At 67.2% G+C, this 19,668-nt stretch carries 12 protein-coding genes; 10 read left to right on the forward strand and 2 right to left on the reverse strand.

The genetic code is table 11. The features are described 5' to 3' along the window. Positions 1 to 5: 5 nt before the first annotated feature. The 10 genes from B9C43_RS09390 (at position 6) to B9C43_RS09435 (ending at position 16,605) form a co-directional block, all read left to right on the forward strand. Positions 6 to 3,332 (forward strand): non-ribosomal peptide synthetase, encoded by a 3,327-nt coding sequence (locus B9C43_RS09390; protein WP_084425483.1) that lies wholly within the window; start codon positions 6 to 8, stop codon positions 3,330 to 3,332. Next, on the forward strand, positions 3,329 to 4,378 hold the full coding sequence (locus B9C43_RS09395) for a cytochrome P450 family protein (RefSeq protein ID WP_084425484.1): 1,050 nt from the start codon (positions 3,329 to 3,331) through the stop codon (positions 4,376 to 4,378). The genes B9C43_RS09390 and B9C43_RS09395 overlap by 4 nt, the downstream gene beginning before the upstream one ends. Beyond that, positions 4,378 to 7,797: a type I polyketide synthase gene (locus tag B9C43_RS09400; RefSeq protein ID WP_084425485.1), complete on the forward strand. Its 3,420-nt coding sequence runs from the start codon at positions 4,378 to 4,380 to the stop codon at positions 7,795 to 7,797. Before B9C43_RS09395 ends, B9C43_RS09400 begins: the two co-directional genes overlap by 1 nt. Beyond that, positions 7,787 to 9,046: an MFS transporter gene (locus B9C43_RS09405; RefSeq protein ID WP_033387383.1), complete on the forward strand. Its 1,260-nt coding sequence runs from the start codon at positions 7,787 to 7,789 to the stop codon at positions 9,044 to 9,046. Before B9C43_RS09400 ends, B9C43_RS09405 begins: the two co-directional genes overlap by 11 nt. Then, positions 9,043 to 10,272 (forward strand): cytochrome P450 family protein, encoded by a 1,230-nt coding sequence (locus B9C43_RS09410; protein WP_084425486.1) that lies wholly within the window; start codon positions 9,043 to 9,045, stop codon positions 10,270 to 10,272. Before B9C43_RS09405 ends, B9C43_RS09410 begins: the two co-directional genes overlap by 4 nt. Further along, complete coding sequence (locus B9C43_RS09415) at positions 10,269 to 10,946, forward strand: thioesterase II family protein (RefSeq protein WP_084425487.1); 678 nt, start codon at positions 10,269 to 10,271, stop codon at positions 10,944 to 10,946. Before B9C43_RS09410 ends, B9C43_RS09415 begins: the two co-directional genes overlap by 4 nt. After that, positions 10,937 to 11,755, forward strand: coding sequence for an SDR family oxidoreductase (locus B9C43_RS09420; RefSeq protein WP_084425488.1), 819 nt, complete (start codon positions 10,937 to 10,939; stop codon positions 11,753 to 11,755). Before B9C43_RS09415 ends, B9C43_RS09420 begins: the two co-directional genes overlap by 10 nt. An 80-nt stretch (positions 11,756 to 11,835) precedes the next feature. Further along, positions 11,836 to 14,082: a non-ribosomal peptide synthetase gene (locus B9C43_RS09425; RefSeq protein ID WP_200825469.1), complete on the forward strand. Its 2,247-nt coding sequence runs from the start codon at positions 11,836 to 11,838 to the stop codon at positions 14,080 to 14,082. Positions 14,083 to 14,091: 9 nt separating this feature from the next. After that, positions 14,092 to 15,198 carry an ABC transporter substrate-binding protein gene (locus B9C43_RS09430; RefSeq protein WP_084425489.1) on the forward strand — a complete coding sequence of 369 codons (1,107 nt, stop codon included), beginning with the start codon at positions 14,092 to 14,094 and terminating at the stop codon, positions 15,196 to 15,198. 102 nt (positions 15,199 to 15,300) lie between these two features. Then, on the forward strand, positions 15,301 to 16,605 hold the full coding sequence (locus B9C43_RS09435) for a M28 family peptidase (RefSeq protein ID WP_084425490.1): 1,305 nt from the start codon (positions 15,301 to 15,303) through the stop codon (positions 16,603 to 16,605). A 101-nt stretch (positions 16,606 to 16,706) separates the two neighbouring features. Here the strand turns inward: B9C43_RS09435 and B9C43_RS09440 are convergent, their stop codons facing one another. Continuing rightward, a complete protein-coding gene (locus B9C43_RS09440; protein WP_084425685.1) occupies positions 16,707 to 17,297 on the reverse strand; it encodes a P-loop NTPase family protein in 591 nt (196 codons plus the stop codon). A 53-nt stretch (positions 17,298 to 17,350) separates the two neighbouring features. After that, positions 17,351 to 19,537, reverse strand: coding sequence for an RNA polymerase recycling motor ATPase HelR (gene helR / locus B9C43_RS09445; protein WP_200825470.1), 2,187 nt, complete (start codon positions 19,535 to 19,537; stop codon positions 17,351 to 17,353). Between the last annotated feature and the right edge of the window lie 131 nt (positions 19,538 to 19,668).

Here is a 19,668-nt window from a genome sequence, read left to right on the forward strand (position 1 = left end):
GAACCATGTCTTTGGACGAGTACGCGGTCGCGGTCCTGGGCCCGGACACTGACGTGACCGGGTTCGCCACGCGCAGTTTCATCGGGCTGGGCGGGGATTCGCTGCGCGCGATGCGCCTCGCCGCGTTGGTGCAGGAACGGCACGGCGTCCGCATTCCCGTCGCCGACCTGTTGTCGGCCACTCCCCTCTCCGAGGTGCTGGCCATACCCGGGATCGCATCCCAAGACGCACCGGTGGCCGAGTCGGCCGACGTCCTTTCCCCGACCCAGCGGGGAATGTGGATGACCGAGAAAGTCGTTGGCGGGTCGACGTACAACCTGGTGTTCACGTGCTTCGTGGACAGCGGGCAGGTGGACCAGGGCGCGTTCGAGCAGGCGGTCGCGGCGACAGTCGCGCGGCACGCCGGCTTGCGCACTGTGTTCCGTGAACAGGACGGGGACGTCAAACCCGTTGTACTCAGCCAGCACACGGCCGAGATCACCGATGTCCAGCACACCGGCAGCGACTTCGACGAGTTCGTCCGTGCGACAGCCGCCGAGTACGGCCGCAGGCCGTTCGATCTCACGGCTGCTCCGGCATTCCGGTTTGTTCGCGTGGTCAGTGCGGCTGGGGAGGCGATTGTGCTCGCCGGGCACCACATGGTGCTCGACGGCTGGGCCATCGGCTTGTTGTTCACGGAGATCTTCACCAACTACGACGCCTTCGTAGCCGGGAAGCCCTCGCCGTACACACAACCCGCTCCCACCATGCGCGCACTCATCGCCCGGCAAGAGATGTCGCGGGACAACGGCGAATGGGACCGTCAGGCCGAGTTCTGGCTCAAGCACCTCGACGGCGTGCCTACCGTGCTGGAGCTGCCCGCCGACCGGCCGCGCCCGTCGATCCAGGACCCGCGCGGCGAGCGGATCACGCTTGACCTGGGGCCGGACGTCAGTGCCCAGGTCAAGGCGCATGCGCAGGACATCGGCGTCACGCGGTTCGCTTTCCTGCTCGGCGCCTATGCCCTGACGTTGAGCCGATGGACTGGCGCGCGAAGCATGCTGATCGGCGTGTCCCTCTACGGCCGCGACACAGCCGAACTCGCTGAACTGATCGCGGTGGCGGGCAATCTGGTTCCGATCCGGGTCGAGGTGGCCGAAGACCAGCCGGTCACCGACTTCCTGCGATCCGTGCAGGAGTCGGTGGCACGGAGCATCGACGCGGGTGCGCTGCCGTTCGACGAGTTGGTCAACCGGCTGGGAGTCGACCGCAATCTCGGTGCGCACCCGCTGGTACAGGTGTGTTTCGGCATGCACGATCAGCTTCTGCCGCACCGTATCCAGACGAGCACCGGGCAGATCAGGGTCGAAGAGGGCCACGGCGGTGGCGCCCAGTTCGACATGTCGCTGCTGTTCGGTCAGTCCGAGCCGACGCTCACCGCGCAGGTCGAGTACGCGACGAGCGTGTGGAGCAAGGCGGACGCGGAAGGCTTCGCCGCCGACTTCGCCACGGCCGCACACGAACTGACCTCCGCTGACAATCCCGCGTTGGCGGACTTGCGGTGTATTTCCCCGGCTCGGCGCGCTGTGCTGGACGAGCTGAACGACGCCCGCCAGGACTTCCCTGAGTCCACACTGGACTCTTTGTTCCGGGATGCCGTCCGCCGCACACCCGATGCTGTGGCTGTCCGCGAGGGCGATGTCGAGCTGACCTATGCCGAACTGGCGGGAGCCGCGGCTGAGCAGGCCAGGGTCCTACGGGCGGCGGGTGTTGAGCCCGGTGACCGGGTCTTGGTCGGTCTGGACCGGTCGATCGCGCAGACCGTGGCGGTACTCGGGATCACGTGGGCTGGCGCGGCGTACGTCGGCGTCGACCTGAGTGCGCCCAGCGCGCACACCGCGAAGATCCTGGCCAAGGCCGACGCGAAGGCGGCACTTGTCGCCGATCCGCAAGCCCTTGGCCCCTACGGCAACCCGGTCTGCGCGACTTGGGAACCCGGGTGGCCATCCGCCGATGTTCCCGCAGAGCCCGGCCGGATCGCGTATGTCGCCTTCACCTCAGGGTCGACCGGTGTCCCGAAGGGAGTGGCGGTTCCGCACAGCGCGGGTGTGCGGCTTGTGCACGAGGCACCTTTTGTCCGGCTCGGCCCAGGCGAGCGTGTCCTGCGCCTGTCACCGCTGGCGTTCGACGCGTCCACCTTGGAGTTCTGGGGACCCCTGGTGTCCGGCGCCACCATGGAGATCTACCCCGCCGGGATCCCGTCGCCGACCGAGCTGGGTGCGTTCCTGATCGAGCGGCAGGTCAGCGTCGCGTGGTTGACCGCAGGGCTGTTCCGGCTGGTCGAGGAGTTCGCCCCGGACTCGCTGCGCGGGCTGCGCCAGCTCATCACCGGCGGCGACGTCGTGCCGCACGAGCACGTGGCACGTGTGCTCAAGCGGCATCCGGGCATTCTGATCACCAACGGGTACGGCCCGACCGAGAACACGACATTCACCGCGACGCACACCGTGGCCTCTCCTGCCGAGGTCGACGGCCCACTGCCGATCGGTACCCCGATCCCCGGCACCCGCGTGTACGTACTGGACGACCGGCATCGCCTTATCCCCCCTGGGGCAGTCGGTGAGCTGTACGCCGCGGGTGCCGGCCTGGCCGATGGCTACATCGGCGACGAGCAGGAAACCGCCCGGTGCTTCGGGCACTTCTCCCCCGATGTTCCCGAGCGGCTGTACCGCACGGGTGACCTCGTGCGGATCGACACGCAAGGCCGCCTGCGGTTCCTTGGCAGGCGGGACAGCCAGGTCAAGCTGCGCGGCTATCGCGTGGAACTGTCCGCGATCAACGACGTCCTGTCTGCCGATCCGCGCGTGAGCGACTCTGTCGTGCTGGTGAGTGACGGTGACAGCGCAGACAAACGGCTCATCGCGGCTGTTGTCCCGGCCATGAGCGTGGGCACGGATGAGCTTCGGGACATGCTCGCCGAGCAGCTGCCCGTGTACATGGTGCCGACGCTGTGGGCCGTCGTGGATCGGATTCCAGTCACCAGCAACGGAAAGGTGGATCGGCGTGCGCTGGCTGCGGTCGCAGTGCCTGCTGGGCAACACGTCCCGCACGAGCCCGAAGAGGACCTCGCGCCGATCTCGGCGTTCTTCAGCATGGCCTTGCCTGAAGCGCTGACCAGCGAGTTCACCGCGGAGACGGACTTCTTCACGGTCGGCGGCAACTCGATGGGCGCTCTGCGGCTGATCCGCATGGTCAAGGACGAGCTCGGGGTGACTGTGCGGCTGCGTGACTTCCTGTTGTCGCCGACTCCGGCCGGTCTGCACTCCCTGATCGAGAAGGCTGGCAAGGTATGACTCTGGCAGCCGACGACGTACGCGGCATGGACTGGGATGACGGCCTGGAGTGCTGGGTCGTATCCGACCCGGCGCTGGCCAGGCAGGTGCTCAACCACCCGGGTTTCTCCTCACAGACCTCGGCTCGGCTCTGCGAGCTGTACATGACCGAGCAGGCACGGCAGGAGCACCACCCACTCACCGAGTTCCTGCGGCTGTGGTTCGTCCACACCGACGACCCGCAGCACGCGGCACTGCGCAAACCCGTGCAGCGCTTGCTTTCCCCGTCCTACATCCGGTCGCTCGCGCCTCGGATCACCGAGATCGTCGACTGGTGCCTGGAGGATCTGGCACGAACTGGTGACGTCGTGCCCAGTCTGGCGGAGGCCGTGTCCGGGCGCGTGATGGCGCACATCGTGGGTGTCGATGAGCCGCCTTCGGTCCTGCACACGTGGTCGCAGCGGCTTTCGGCGTTCATTGCCGCGATGTACCGGCGTGATCACGCCAAGAGCGCACACGAGGTGATGCTCCAGATGCAGCAGAGCCTGGCGCGGGAATCACCGCAGGACACCGCGACGTGGGCGATGATCCTGTTCGGTGGCCTGGAAACCACCGCGTCGCTGCTGAGCTCGTGCATTCTGGCCGTGCTCAGCGATCCTGCGTTGTGGGCGGCGGTGCGCGCGGATGACGGCGTCGAGGCGATCGTCGAGTCGGTGCTCGTGCAGCGGCCGCCGCTGCGGAACGTCTCCAGAGTTGTCGCGGAGGATTTCCAGTTCGCCGGCTCGCGGCTGCGATCCGGGGACTTGGTCATGGTGTCGCTGGCGGGCGGCGCGCTGCTCGAGGACCGCCCCGGCTGCCCAGTGTCCGAACGCCAGCACCTGATCTTCGGGTTCGGTTCGCACTACTGCGTCGGCGCTCCCCTCGCCCGGCTTGAGGCCGCGACCACGTTGCGGCGGTTCGTACAGCGGTTCCCGGACGCACGGCTCGCGGAGAACGGGGCCGTATGGGGGCCGAACATCTCGTACGTCGGCCTTGACCACCTGTACGTCGAGCTCGGAGGCCGGTGATGGCGGTAGCCGTGGTCGGCATGGCCTGCCGGTACCCCAAGGCCGCGGACATCCGTGAGTACTGGGCGAACCTGCGCTCGGGCGTCGAGGGGATCTCCCGGTTCACCCGTGACGAGGCCGTCGCACGTGGGGTACAGGCTGAGGTCGCGCGTCGCCCCGAGTTCGTTCCCGCCAAAGGTTTCCTGGCGGGCTCGCACGCCTTCGACTGGAATTTCTTCTCCTACAGCCGGGCCGAGGCTGCCGGGATCGATCCGCAGCAGCGGGTGTTCCTGGAATGCGCGTCGTCCGCCATCGACGACGCGGGCATCGATCCGACTCGATTTCCTGGCTGGATCGGGCTGTACGCCGGAGCCGATGTCGTCGGCCGCGCGGCGGACGGTTCGCAGAGTGAGCTGGCCGAGGTCATCGGGCGGGAGAAGGACTTCCTGGCCACCCGAGTCGCGTACAAACTCGGCTTGCGCGGGCCTGCGGTGACTGTGCAGACGGCCTGCTCGACCTCGTTGACCGCAACCCATATGGCTGTGCGAAGCCTGCTTGGTTTCGAGTGCGATGTGGCTTTGGCAGGCGGCGTCACCGTGATGGCCAAAGGTGAATGGGGCTACCTGTACGAAGCTGGCGGCATCCTCTCGCCTGACGGGCATTGTCGGCCTTTCTCGGCGAACGCGGGCGGCACGGTCCCCAGTGAAGGTGTTGGCGTGGTCGTCCTCAAGCGACTTGAGGACGCGCTGCGTGACGGCGACCGGGTCGCGGCGGTGATCCTGGGTTCGGCGCTGAACAACGACGGCTCCGACAAGATGGGTTACACCGCGCCGTCGATCACCGGGCAGCGCGAAGTCATCGGATACGCCCAGCACATAGCCGGAATCGACCCGGCGGACATCGACTATGTCGAGGCGCATGGCACAGCCACACGCATGGGCGACCCAGTAGAGGTCCAGGCACTCACCGACGTTTTCCGAGCGAGCACGGACGCCACCGGGTGGTGCCTGCTCGGTGCCGTGAAGAGCAACCTCGGGCACACCGGTGCCGCGGCGGGGATCGCTGGGTTGATCAAGACCGTGCTGATGCTGGAGCACCGCGAGGTCGTGCCCACACTGCATTACGACGAGCCGAACCCGTTGCTGGACATCGAATCCACGCCGTTCCAGGTGTGCACGTCCACCGGGCCTTGGCCGGAACGAGGTGTTCCGTTGGCGGCCGTGAGCTCGTTCGGCGTCGGCGGGACCAACGCCCACGTCATCGTCAAGGCCGCACCCGAGCGCGGCCGTCCACTTCGGAACGGAAAGCGGATTCTCCCGGTATCCGCCGCGTCCGCCGATGCCCTCAGCCGCAGCCGCGAGGACCTGGCGGCCCACGTGCCCGGCCACATCTTGTCCGAGGTGTCACGAACACTCACCGGACGGCGGTTTCACCGTCATCGGCAGGCCATCGTCGCCGATGACGTCGCGCAGGCAGCGATCCTGCTGCGCGAGACCGCACCCTCGGATGAGCCTCGGACATTGGGCAAGGTCGCGTTCCTGTTCCCCGGCCAGGGGACGTTGCGCTCGGCCGCGGGTGCGGCGCCCTATCGTCTGCTGCCCGCGTTCAAAACGGCTTTCGACGAGGTCGCGGACGCGGTGACAGTCGACCTCTCCCCTGTCATCACCGAAGGCGAAGGTCTTGACTGGTTCGCCAACACGGTTCACCAGCAGCTCGGGTTGTTCGCGCTGGGTTACGCCCTAGGCCGTCAGCTCAACGAATGGGACGTCAACGCGACCGCCATGTTCGGCAACAGCGTCGGCGAGTACACCGCTGCCGCATTGGCTGGCGTGTGGACACCAGATGTCGCGGCCAACTTGGTCTTCGAACGCGCGACGGCGATGTGGGACACCGAACCCGGCTTGATGGCCACGATCGAAGCAACTGAGGTCCACTGTGGTCCGGAGATCGCGGTCGCGGTCGCCGGCCCCGGCCGTACCGTGGTTTCCGGTCCGGTCGCGGCCATGGAGGAGTTCCTCGCCGCACACGAAGCCCGCCCATTGACCACCCGACGGGCGTTCCATTCCCCCTTGATGAAGCCCGCCGCAGCCTCCCTGCAGGCCGCCCTTGCCGCCACGCCCGCACTTACCCCTCGCATCCGGCTGGTCTCCAACGAGACCGGTGACTGGGCAGATCCCGAATCGGTGCTCAGCCCGGACTACTGGACCGGCCAGATGCTCAACACCGTGCGGCTCGCCGATGGCGCGGGCGTCCTGCTCGCGGCGGGCTTCCGGACCTTCGTCGAGCTCGGCCCGGGCGCATCGATGATCAGCACAGTGCGCCATCATCCTTCCTGGTCCGCCGACAACACCACGATTCCGTTGCTGGGCACGTCAGACGATCCCGAGCGCGACCTGTTGCGAGCCTTGGGCACGCTGTGGGAACACGGCGTGGATTCCGCGCTCCCGGACGATACCGAGTCACTGCGGTGCTCGTTGCCGTCACATCCCTTCGCACCGACCGATCCTGATGTCGAAGTGACGCCGGGAAAGATCGCCACGGCTGCTCCCCGTGGGCCGCTGGCCGACTTGTGGTGCCGCACCTTGGGTGTCGCGTCAGTGTCCGAATCGGACAACTTCTTCGCACTCGGCGGCGAGTCGTTGATGCTGGTCACCCTGCTGCGGCAAGTCCGGGAGAAGACCGGCCGGGAAATCCCCACTGTCGGGTTCTCCGCGAACGCCACGTACGGCGAACTCGTCCGGCTGTCCGAAGCGGACGCCCCGGCGGAGTCACCACTGTTCCTGGTCGCGGACGCGATGGGGACCGCACTCGGCTATCAGCAGCTCGTCGAGCTGGTCGATCGCCCGGTCCGCTGCCTTGAGCCGTCCCGTCCGGCGCGGTCGGTCGAAACTCTTGCCACGCACTACGTCGAGCGCATCCGCGAGATCCAGCCGTCAGGTCCGTACACGGTCGGCGGCTGGTCGTTCGGGGCGATCGTCGCGCACGAGGTGGCCGCCCAACTCGGCCACGTCGACATGCTGGTCTGCCTCGACGGCCACATCCCCGCGATCGGCAGGCCGATCGGCCTCGATGCCGAATATCTCGTTGGCAGCGCCTGGTCACAGGCCAGCGCGATGCTGGGCATCGGTCCCATCGGCCGGCGGGTCCGGCGCGCGCCGGAGGTCCGCGACCAGTTCGTCCGCAACATCAGCGCGATGCTGCGATACCGGCCGAAGCCGGTCTCCTGCCCGGTCACGGTGTTCAAGGCCGATGCCGGCACCAAGACGGTGACCACGCTGCTCACCAAGCTCAACCGGGTCTACCAAGGCCCAGTCCGCATCCACCCGGTGGCGGGCGACCACTGGTCGATGCTGACCAGTCCGCATGTCCACGGCCTCGCGGCCGGGCTGCGGGACTTACTGCCCGTTCACGTCCACTCAGGAGACACCCATGGTCACTAAAGCGCCACCGGCTCAGGAAGAAAAACTCATCCCGTTGCGCCGCAACGGCAACTTCCAAGCACTCTGGACAAGCGAGGCCTTCGCCGCGGTGGCGAAGGAGACCGCCGAGTTCGCCTACCCGCTGCTGATCCTGGCCACCACCGGATCGGCACTGTGGGCCGGGTTGGTCGCGTCGCTCCAGCTCGTCGTCGCCGGGCTGACCTCCTTGACTGCCGGTCAGCTCGCCGACCGGTTCGACCGCAAGAAGCTGCTGATCTGGTGCAACCTGATCAGGGTCGCGCTGCTGGGTGGTCTGGCCGTGATGGTCATGACCGGCAACGCCGACCTCGGCGTGATCCTGGTGATCGCGATGCTCTCGGCCGTCTGCCTGAGCGTCTCGCAGCCTGCCAGCCTCGCGGCCATCAAGGCACTCGTACCGCCTCAGCAAGTACCGACCGCGATCTCGCAGAACCAGATCCGGTTCTTCGGCGCCACTCTGGTCGGCCCGCCCGCCGCCGGTTGGCTGTTCGGCATCGCGCGGGCCTTCCCGTACCTCGGTGCCGCGGTGTCGTTCCTGATCTCGACCGCGCTGCTGATGTTCATCAAGAAGCCGATGCAGGCCGCGTCGACGATCGCCGACGACGGCAAACGGCACGCCAAGGACGGTTTCCGGCTGATCCGCCGTGAGCCGATCCTGTTCTGGTCGCTGGCCTGGATCATGGGCTCCAACCTGGTGTTCAACCACACCGGGGTGTTCATCGCGCTCGCCGCGACCGCCAACGACAAGGGCACCGAGTCGGCGGTCATCGGTATCTCGGTCGCGTTCGCCGGCGCAGGTGGCCTCATCGGCTCGTTCTTCGCTTCCTGGGTGCTCAAGCACGTGTCCCCGAGCGGGATCATGTGGTTCGCCGCGTGGGTCGGACCGGTCGCGGCCGCTCTGCTCGCAATCGTGCCGAACGTGATCGTCATGGGCGTCATCGTCGGTGTGGTGTTCCTGCGCGGCCCGATCGTCAGCGCGCTGTTCCTGGCTTACGTGGCCGCTTTGGCGCCGGACAAGCTGCACGGCCGCGTGCTCGGTGCGGTGTTCTTCCTGTCGATGCTGGTCCAGCCGATCGGCATCTTCACCATCGGCGTGATCTTCGACCTCGGCGGGCCGTTCGCGGTGTTCACCTTCGTCGGCGCGATCGCCGTCCCCGTCGCCTTCACCACTCTCACGCCGACCATGCGCCGGCTGCCCCGTCCGGAACAACTGGAGGAGTCGAAGCTGTGACCGCCACCGACAAGACGCTCCCGCCCGAGTTCTTCAACTCACCCGGCGACGACCCGCACGGCTGGGCCGCGCAACTGCGCTCCGGCTGCCCCGTGCACAAGATCGACCACCCGCCCGGCGCCGAGGCGTACGTCGTGGCCGACTACGCCACCGCCTTGAAGGCGTTCACCGATCCACGCCTGTCGAAACGCATTGACGCGGCCCCGCAGTGGTTCCAGGACCAGCTGCGGGACGCCAGCCCGGTGCTGATCAAGAACATGATCACCGCCGACCCGCCGGACCACACCCGGCTGCGCAAGCTGGTCAGCAAGGCGTTCACGCCAAGGCGGATGGAGCTGCTGCGCCCGCGTGTCCAGCAGATCACCGACGATCTGATCGACGAGTTCCCCGCGACAGGCCCGGTCGATCTGATGAAGTTCGCCTACAGCCTGCCGATGCGCGTGATCAGTGAGTTCCTCCGGGTCCCCGACCACGACCGGCCGCAGGTCCAGGCGGACGTGGTGATGCTCAGCGAGGCGCCGTACCCGGACGAGGAGCGCAACCGGCTGCTGCGGGTGGCCAGCGACAAGATCGAGCAGTACCTGCTGGACCTGCTGGCCGATCGCCGCGAGGACCTCGGTGACGACTTGGTCAGTGTGCTGATCCGGGCCGCCGACGAGGACGACGTGTTCACCGAGGACGAGCTGGTGTCCACTTTGGTCTTGCTGATCATCGCCGGCCACAAGACGACCGCGAACCTGATCGGCAACGGCACGCAGGCCTTGTTGCAGCACCCCGACCAGCTTGAGCTGCTGATCAACGACCCGTCGCTGGCCGAGAGCGCGGTCGAGGAGTTCCTGCGGTTCGAGGCGCCGGTGTTCCGCGGCACGATCCGGATCGCCACCGAGGACATCACGCTCAACGGCGTGGACATCGCCAAGGAGAGCTTCGTCCACCTGTTGCTCAGCTCGGCCAACCGCGACCCGGACGCGTTCGAGAACCCCGACCGGCTCGACATCACCCGCACACCGAACAAGCACTTCGCTTTCGGCCACGGCGCGCACTTCTGCGCCGGCGCCCCGCTGTCCCGGGTGGAGGGTTCGATCGCGTTCCCGACGCTGCTGCGCCGCCTTCCCGGCCTGCGGCTCGCGGTGGCTCCCGGTGAGCTGGAGTGGATCTTCGACAACTCGACCAGCCGGGGCCTTGCCACGCTCCCGATCACCTACGACGCGAGGCTGCCGCGATGACTCCGTTGATCTGTCTGCCTTTCGCGGGGTCGGGAGCGTCGTTCTACTACGCGTGGAGCTCTCGGTTCCCGGTGCTGCCGTTGCAGCTTCCCGGCCGTGAGCGGCGCATCGACGAGGAGCCGTACCGCGATGTGCACGCGGCTGTCGACGGGTTGCTTCCCGAACTGCTCGGCTCACTGGGTTCCGACCGCCGGGTCGCGTTGTTCGGGCACAGCTTGGGTGCCGTGCTGGCTTATGAACTGGCGCATCGCTTGGTGGATCTGGACTTCGAGGTGGTCCGGCTGTTCGCCAGCGGGTCGACCGAACCGCATACGCCCCGGCCCGGGCGGGCGACCGGCCTGTCCGATGACGCCTTCGTCGCCCAGGTCCGCCAGTTCGCGGGCTTCAGCGACGAGGCACTGGACGACGAGGAGTTGCGGGAACTGATCCTGCCCACGCTGCGGGCCGACGTGCAGATGCACGAGAGCTACGTGCCTTCGACCCACCTGCCACTGGCCGCTCCGATCACCGCGCTGCGGGGCTCCTCGGACTCGTTGGTCAGCCCGGACCAGGTGGCTGCGTGGGTGAAGGCCACCAGCAAGGACTTCACGTCGACCGAGTTGCCCGGTGGCCACATGTATCTCACCACCGCCGGACCGCTGCTGGAGCTGATCAAGGACTCGGTATGCGACTGACTGGGAAGACCGTCATGATCACCGGCGCGGCGCGCGGCCTCGGCCGGGCGACCGCGCTAGCCTGTGCCCGTGAAGGCGCCGATCTGACATTGCTCGACATCTGCCGGGACATGCCCGGCGTTCCGTACCCGTTGGGCACAGCCGGCCAGCTGGAACACACGGCTTCGCTGTGCCGGTCTCTCGGATCATCGGTGCTTGCGTCGCCCGCCGACGTTCGGGATGTCCGAACGCTTCGGGCCGCGGTGGATCTCGCTGTCGACCGGTACGGCCGGATCGACGCGGTGGTGAACAACGCGGGAATCGCCGCGCCGTCGGGCAAACCGGTGCACGAGATCAGCGAGGAAGAGTGGACGCTGATGATCGACGTGGACCTGACCGGGACCTGGCGGATGATCAACGTGGTCGGCAAGGCGATGAGCGCGGCCCGATCAGGCAGCATCATCAACATCGCCTCGACCGCGGGCCTGGTCGGCTACCGGCACTTCGCCGGTTACGTGGCCGCGAAACACGGCGTCATCGGCCTCACCAAAGCAGCAGCGCTGGACTACGCCCCGGTCAAGGTCCGGGTGAACGCCATCTGCCCGGGCTCGGTCCGTGACGACAACGAGATGGAAGGCCGCATGCTGGCCGAAATCGCGCACGCGTTGGACGTCTCCGACCACGAGTCAGCCTTTGTGGAAGCCCAGCCGATGAACGCGCTGATCGAACCGGCTGACATCGCAGCCGCCGTGGTCTACCTGGCCTCCGACGAATCGCGTCAGGTGACCGGATCCGTGCTGACCGTCGACGGCGGATTCAGCGCACGCTGAGCAGAGGGGGAACTGTGCACCACGCACTGCGTATCCGGCTGACGGCACCATTCTCCACACCTGGGGTATGGGTGGAGGACGTGCCGGCACCTTCGACCGATGGCCGGCGGGCGGCGATCGAGCTGGCACGACCGGCTTCGGACACGCGGTGCGTGCTGTTGCGATACACCGACGGCGTGGCCGATCTGGTGATCGTGGCTCCTCGTACGGAGAGTGCTGTTTCCTGCGCACCGCCGGAATGGGGCCTGGGCTCGGGTATCGGCGTCGGCACGTATTCCTTGCCTTGCGACACATCCACTTCGCTGTGGCCCGCCGCGCTGGAGTTCGTCTTGCAGTGCTACGGACCGACTCCGGCCGTCGGCATGCTGTTCGAACCCGGCCTGCCACTGCCTGATGCCGAGTACGTTCCCTGCCTGTCCCCGGTTTATCCGCTGACTGTGTCGGTCCTGCACGGGTGCGTGCGCTTCGACTTCCTGCGCAGCCACTTCTCCCCGGAGATCATCGCCCAGTTCGCTTCGCACCTCGTGCACGTGCACGCCCAGCTTCGCGACGGTATCCCGCCTTCGCTGCTGAGTTCTGCCGAGGTCGCCCGGATTGTCGCGCTGGGCCAGTCGGAACCTTTGCCGGCCACTCCGGTTTCCATCCCCGAGGCCTTCAGCCGTGTTGTGGCCGCGCAGCCTTCCGCGGTCGCTGTCGGCGATCTGACTTACGCCGAACTGGACACTTTGTCCTCCCGCATGGCTGGTGGGCTTCGCTCGTCGGGTGTCGGCGATGGCGACAAGGTCGTTGTCTGCCTTGACCGGACACCTGAGCTGGTCGTGGTTCTCTTGGCAGTGTTGAAGGCCGGGGCGGCATACGTCCCTGTCGACCCGGCTTACCCCGCCGAGCGGCTGTCGTACACAACGCGGGACGCCGATGCCCGCTTGGTGATCACCCGACTCGCCGAGTTCCCCGGTTCTTCGGTCGTCACGCCAGACTCACTGCTGCACGAGGCGGTCTTTTCCGCGCCTGTGCCCCCTGACTCGCCCGCATACGTCATCTACACATCTGGCTCGACCGGCCGCCCGAAAGGCGTGGTTGTCCCGCATCGCAACGTCATCAGCCTCGTCGACGCCACCCGCCCCGAGTACGACCTGGGGCCGTCCGACGTGTGGACGTTGTTCCACTCCAGCGCGTTCGACTTCTCAGTCTGGGAGATCTGGGGTTGCCTGCTGACCGGCGGCCGTCTGGTCGTGGTCTCCTATGACGACTCCCGTGATCCTTCCCGATTCCGCGACCTTTTGGTGTCCGCCGGAGTCACGGTGCTCAGCCAGACCCCGTCCGCCTTCGCCCAACTGCTGGATGTCTCCCATGCCGACGTACCCGCCCGGTTGGTCGTCTTCGGCGGTGAGCCGCTGGACGCCCGGATGTTGTTGCGCTGGCTGGACTCCCACCCCGCGTGCCGAATGGTGAACATGTTCGGCATCACCGAGACCACTGTGCACGTGACACACCAGACGTTCACCCGCGCGATGGCCCTCTCGGCGTCCCGTTCAGTGGGCCCAGCCCTCCCCGGCTGGCATGTGTACGTGATGGACTCCTCCGGCGCGTTGATCCCACCGGGAGTCGCGGGCGAGATCTACGTCGGCGGCGCGGGTGTGGCCCAGGGCTATCTCAACCAGCCGGAACTGACCGCATCCCGTTTCCTGCCCGATCCCTATCGGGAAGGGACGATGTACCGCAGCGGAGACCTAGGCCGCTTGCTGCCCGACGGAACGCTGCAGCACCTCGGCCGAATCGACAGCCAGGTGAAGATCCGCGGCTTCAGAATCGAACTGGACGAGATCCGCGCGGTGCTGTTGGAGGACCCAGACGTCACGTCGGTCGCGGTAGTCGTCCGCGGCGATGGCGCCTCAGCCCGGATCGACGCCTACGTCTGCCCGGCTTCGCTCGACACGGCAAGCGTCCGAAAACGAGCGGCTTCGGTCCTTCCGTCCTACATGGTTCCAGCGACTGTGACCGCGTTGGCCGCCCTCCCCCTGACCACCAACGGAAAACTCGACCAGTCGAGGTTGCCCGAACCGGCTTTGTCGACGGCTTCGGCAGATACCCCGGTCGATTCCTCACTCGCCAGCACGCTCCAGGAGATCTGGGGACAGGTGTTCGGCGTCCCAGTAGGCCTGGACGACGACTTCTACGCGCTGGGCGGCAACTCGTTGCTGGCGGTCCGCATCAACGCCGCGCTGCGAGCACGCAACCAGCCCACCGTCAAACTGCGAGACCTGTTCCGTAGCCCCACAATCCGCGCAGTCGTGGCGTCGCTCAACCAGAACGGCCGAGGGTCGTAGGCTCAACACATGAACAGGCCACCATCGCCACCTGGAATGGAGCAGACCGTCCAGATTGGCGCTCTCGTTCCGCTGACTCGGCCTGGCTGGGCCGAAGCAGGCCGACACCTGCTCGCCGGACTCGAGCTGGCCGTTCGCGACGTCAACGACGCCGGCGGGATCGCCGGACGACCACTCGAGCTGGTGGTCCGGGACACCGCGGCCAATCCTCAGAAGGCCGAGGCGGCCGTCGACGAATTGGCCCACATGGGCGTGGCCGCCCTGGCGGGTGAGTATCACAGCGTCGTCGCTCGCGCTGCCGCTGCCCGTGCCGACGCCCTCGGCCTGCCGTTCCTGTGCTCGTCAGCGGTTCTCGACGCGCTCACCGACCAGCCGACGGAATGGGTCGCACGCCTCTGCCCGCCACAGTCCCGCGGCTGGCAGATCTACGCAGATTTCCTGCTCAGCGCGGGCCGACGGCGGATCGCCGTAGCCGCCCAGTCGAGTGTCTACTGGGCATCTGGGATCCGCGTTCTGCGGGACTACCTCGCTCCGCGTGGCGGCTCGGTCGTCGAACTCGACATGAGCTCACTCACCCCCGCGGCGGTGTGCGACGCGCTCGTCGACAGTCGCGCGACGGCTCTCCTTCTTCTGGTCGGCCACCCAGAACCGGCGGTGTCGATCGTCCAGGCTGTCCGCCGCGACCAGCGCCTCGCCGAGATCGTGCTCGGTGCTCCGGCCGGGCAACCGGAGTTCGCCGAATGGGCCGCGTTGCTGGGCGACGACGGCGCCGCGATCCCGTTCCTGCGCTACCTGCCCGAGCGCCTCACCCCACTTGGAGTGCGAGTCGAGACGGCCCTGCGTGAGCGGCTGGCCGAACCAGCCTCCTTCGTCGCCTTCGAGGGCTACGACACGATCACCGTCCTCGCGGATGTGCTGCGCTCTCACGGCGTGGACCGGGCGCGCATCGCCGATTCCTGGCCGCGCGTCGCCGTCGAAGGCACCCGCGGAAAGATCCAGTTCTCCCGCACGCCCGGCATCAACGTGTGGCAATGGACGTGGCCACCGGTCCAAGTCGTTGATCGAGATCCGGCGCGACCCGACCGCTTCCGGATCCTGCACGGCGGTTCGCACTAGCCCGCAACTGGGAACAACCGGATCCGAACGGACCTACTTCGCACAGCGAGTGCCAGGGAAGCTCACCTGGATCGTCCCCATTCTCGCTGGAGGTAGCACCCGATGCGTACGCGAACCCTGCTCGCCACGCTGACAGCCACCGCGCTGGCCGCGGGCGGGCTGTTGATCGGATCAACCGCGACGGCGTTACCGGCACCGCTTGCGGCGCCGGACATTCCGCTCGCGAACGTCCAGGCCCACGTCAACGCGTTACAGAACATCGCCACCAACAACGGTGGCAACAGAGCGCACGGCCGTCCCGGCTACCGGGCCTCTGTCGACTACCTCCAGGCTCAGCTCAACGCCGCCGGGTACACCACGAGCTTGCAGCAGTTCACCTCCAGCGGTGCGACCGGCTGGAACCTGATCGCGGACTGGCCGGGCGGCAACGCCGACAACGTCCTGATGTCGGGTGCTCACCTCGACAGCGTCTCCGCGGGTCCTGGCATCAACGACAACGGGACGGGGTCGTCGGGGCTGCTGGAAGTCGCGTTGACCGTGGCCCGCACCAACTTCCAGCCGGAGAAGCACCTGCGGTTCGGCTGGTGGGGTGCTGAGGAGCTCGGCCTGGTCGGGTCCACTTTCTACGTCAACAACCTGCCGGGCACCGAGCGCGCGAAGATCAAGGGCTACTTGAACTTCGACATGATCGGCTCGCCCAACCCCGGCTACTTCGTATACAGCGCCAGCGGCCAGCCCACCGGCTCCATCGACATCCAGCGGGCTTTGGAAGCGCACTTCACCGGCATCGGCGTGCCGACCGAACTGACCTCGGTGGGCGGGCGTTCCGACCACGCCGCCTTCGCCAGGGCGGGCATCCCGATCGGTGGCTTGTTCACCGGTGCCGAGGGGATCATGACGGCAGCGCAAGCGCAGAAGTGGGGCGGCAGCAGCGGAGTCGCCTACGACCGGTGCTACCACCGTTCCTGCGACACGACGAGCAACGTCAACGCCACCGCGTTGGACCGTAACAGTGATGCGATCGCCACCGCGATCTGGTCGCTGTCGGGCCCGGTCGCACCTCCTGGGCCGCGTTTCGAGAACCCCGATGACGTCGCGATCCCGGATCTTTCCACTGTGGAAAGCCCGATCACGGTGACGGGCGTTCCCGGCAACGCACCCAGCGCGCTGAGCGTGGGCGTCGACATCGTGCACACCTACCGCGGTGACCTCATCGTCGATGTCGTCGCTCCCGACGGCACCGCCTACAACATCCACAACCGTGCTGGCGGCAGCGCCGACAACCTGACCGGGACCTTCACGATCAACGCGTCCAGCGAGGTCGCCAACGGCACATGGAAGCTGCGTGTCCGTGACGCGGCCAACGCGGACGTCGGCCGGATCAACGCATGGAGCCTGCAGTTCTGACGTGCCCGGGTTGGCCGGGCCACCCGGCCGACCCACCGTCCACGCCGGTTCTGGTCCGTGCTGCCAGGCCTGATCACGAGCGCCGGGCTACTGCTGACGCCCTAGTCCACTGTGGAGCGAGCCAGGGCGGTCCGGAGCGGGCCGTTGAGCCAGGCGGTCACTTGGCGCTGGCCGCGTAGCCGGACCACGTGCAGCTTCGGGAAACGGTTCTCCTTGACGACCGTGATCACCCGTTGCCGGATCAACGGGTGCATCCGCCATGAGTACTTCACGATGTAGTCAGGGTCGGTGAAGAACTCCCGCAGCGGCCCTTCGGTGTTGCCCGACCAGAGCACGGTCTTGTTGATCCGCCTGCTCAACGTGCGTTTGATGACCCGGTAGGTGGTCAGCCACCTCGGGTGGTCCAGCCACACCAGCAAGTCCGCGTTCTCGCTGACCTGCGTGCGGACCTCTTCGCCCTGCCATTCGATGACCCAGGCGTCGCCCCTGACGATCTGTTCGACCTCGTCCATCCATGTGTCCCGGACTGTCCAATTAGGTCCGTGGTACAGCGAGTCGAGTTCGACGTACGGCAGATCGCCCCACTGCCCGAGCAAGCGAGCCAGACTCGACTTGCCCGAACCGGCCGCACCGGCCACGGCGATCTTGCGTGGACGGACGGGCACCTGATCGTCGAAACGCAGTAACGGCACAACGTTGATCATATGTGGCCAGCCCTGCGCCAGGGCCGGCCACATATGCATCCCTACACCTGTACGGCTTCCGCGAGTCCGCTCAGCGCCTGCGGCAACGGGCCCTGGTGCAGGACCCCCAGGCGCTGAGTGGCACGGGTGAGGGCGACGTAGAGTTCTGCCGCGCCGCGTGGGCCGTCAGCCAGGATCTGTTCTGGCTCCACGACCAGCACAGCGTCGAACTCCAAGCCCTTCGTCTCCGACGCCGGCACCGTACCCGGCACACCCGGCGGCCCGATCACGACGCTGGTGCCCTCACGGTCGGCTTCGTCGCGGACGAATTCCTCGATGGCAGCGGTCAATTCGTCCTCGGTGACCCGCTTGGACCACGGCTGGACGCCATTCGCGCGCACCGACTCCGGCGGCTGGACACCGGGTGCGAACTCGGCGAGCACCGCGGCGGCGACATTCATGATCTCCGCCGGGGTGCGGTAGTTCACCGTCAGCGACCGGTAGACCCAGCGGCCCGGCACGTACGGATCCAGCATCGCGCCCCACGACCGCGCTCCGGCGGCCGACCGGCGTTGCGCCAGGTCGCCGACGACCGTGAAGGACCGGTTGGGGCAGCGCCGCATCAGCACCCGCCAGTCCATTTCGGACAGTTCCTGTGCCTCGTCGACCACGACGTGCCGGTAGGTCCAGTCCCGGTCCGCCGCAGCACGTTCGACCAGTTCACGGGTATCGCGCTCGACGAAACGGTCCGCCAGCTCCGTAGAGCGCAGCAGGTCGTCGGCACGCAGCAGGACATCTTCGTCCATTTCCTCGTAGTCCAGCCGCATGATGTCCATTACGCCCGCGGCGTACTCCGCATCGGCCTTCCGCTCTCGCTCCGCCGCCTGCTCGGCGGCTTTGTCCACCGCCTTGTCGCGTCCCAGCATGTCCACCAACTCGTCGAGCAGCGGCACGTCCGACACCGTCCAAGCCTCGCCGTCGGTACGCAGGAGCGCTTGGTCAGCACCCGCGGCACGCAACCGCTCCGGCGACGAGTACAGCGGTCCCAACAGAGTTTCCGGCGTCAGGATCGGCCAGAGCTCATCGAGCGCCGCGGTGAACACCTCGTCCTCCGCGAGTTCCTTGAGCAGGTCCGCCCGCATCTCCTCCCATGCTTCCCGGTCCGATCTGGTCAGCCAGCCCTTGCCGATCCGGCCGAGCGCACGTTCGGTGAGCACGTACGTGACGATCTCGGCGAACACCGAGCGGGCCTCGTTGTGCGGCAGCCCGCTGGAGCGGGCCTCGTCCCGCGCCCACTCCGCGGTCTCGGCGTCGATGCGGACCGTGACGTCCTTCAACTGGATCGGTATCGGTTGCTCCGGCAGCCGCTGCCGGTCGGCGATCGCCGCCGTGAGCACGTCAAGGATCTTCAGCGATCCCTTCAGCCGCGCGGCGTCCGGTGCGTCCTCGGCGGTGACGCGCAGGCCGGGCACAAGATCACCCGGCGTCATGAACACCACGTCGGACTCGCCCAGCGATGGCAGCACCCGGCCGATGTGGTTCAGGAACGCCGGGTTGGGCCCGACCACGAGCACACCGTGGCGTTCCATCCGCTCGCGCTGGGTGTAGAGCAGATAGGCGACGCGGTGCAGCGCCACCACTGTCTTCCCGGTGCCCGGGCCGCCCTCGATCACCAGTACGCCCGGGTGGTCGAGCCGGATGATCTCGTCCTGCTCGGCCTGGATCGTCGCGACGATGTCACGCATCCCCTCGCCGCGCGGTGCGTTGACCGCCGCGAGCAGGGCCGCGTCGCCTCGGTCGTCTTCGCCGGGATGGCCGAACACCTCGTCGGTGAAGTCGACCACCTGACGCCCGCGGGTGAGGAATTGACGGCGCCTGCGCATGTTCTCCGGATTCGCGCCCGTGGCCGTGTAGAACGGGCGCGCGGCGGGTGCCCGCCAGTCCAGCAGCACCGGTTCGTACTGGTTCTGCTCGTCGAAAATGCCGATCCGGCCGATGTAGGAATGGTGCCCCGAAATGGTGTCCAAGCGGCCGAAACACAATCCGTTGTCCGCGACGTCCAGCCGCTTCGCCTCTTTGGCAAGCGCACGGACCTCGACGTCGCGTTCCACAGCCGTCCCGCCGTTTCCGCGCAATGCCGCCTGGAACTCCCCCTTCACTCGTGCGCGCTCGGCGTCGAGCCGTGTGTAGAGCCCTTCGACGTAGCTGCGCTCGGACCGCAATTCCGCTTCGTACCCCAGAGTTGACACATGCCCCTCACAGCGGCTAAGTTGGTACCAGGAAGGCGGGTTCACCATTTGGATAATGGTGGGCGCGCCAATTTTTTATTGTCCCCACGTTGTCAAGTCACCACGGTGATGATCGTCTTTTACAACGTTGG

This window comes from Kibdelosporangium aridum (assembly GCF_900176515.1).
In the GTDB taxonomy this organism is placed as follows: domain Bacteria; phylum Actinomycetota; class Actinomycetes; order Mycobacteriales; family Pseudonocardiaceae; genus Kibdelosporangium; species Kibdelosporangium aridum.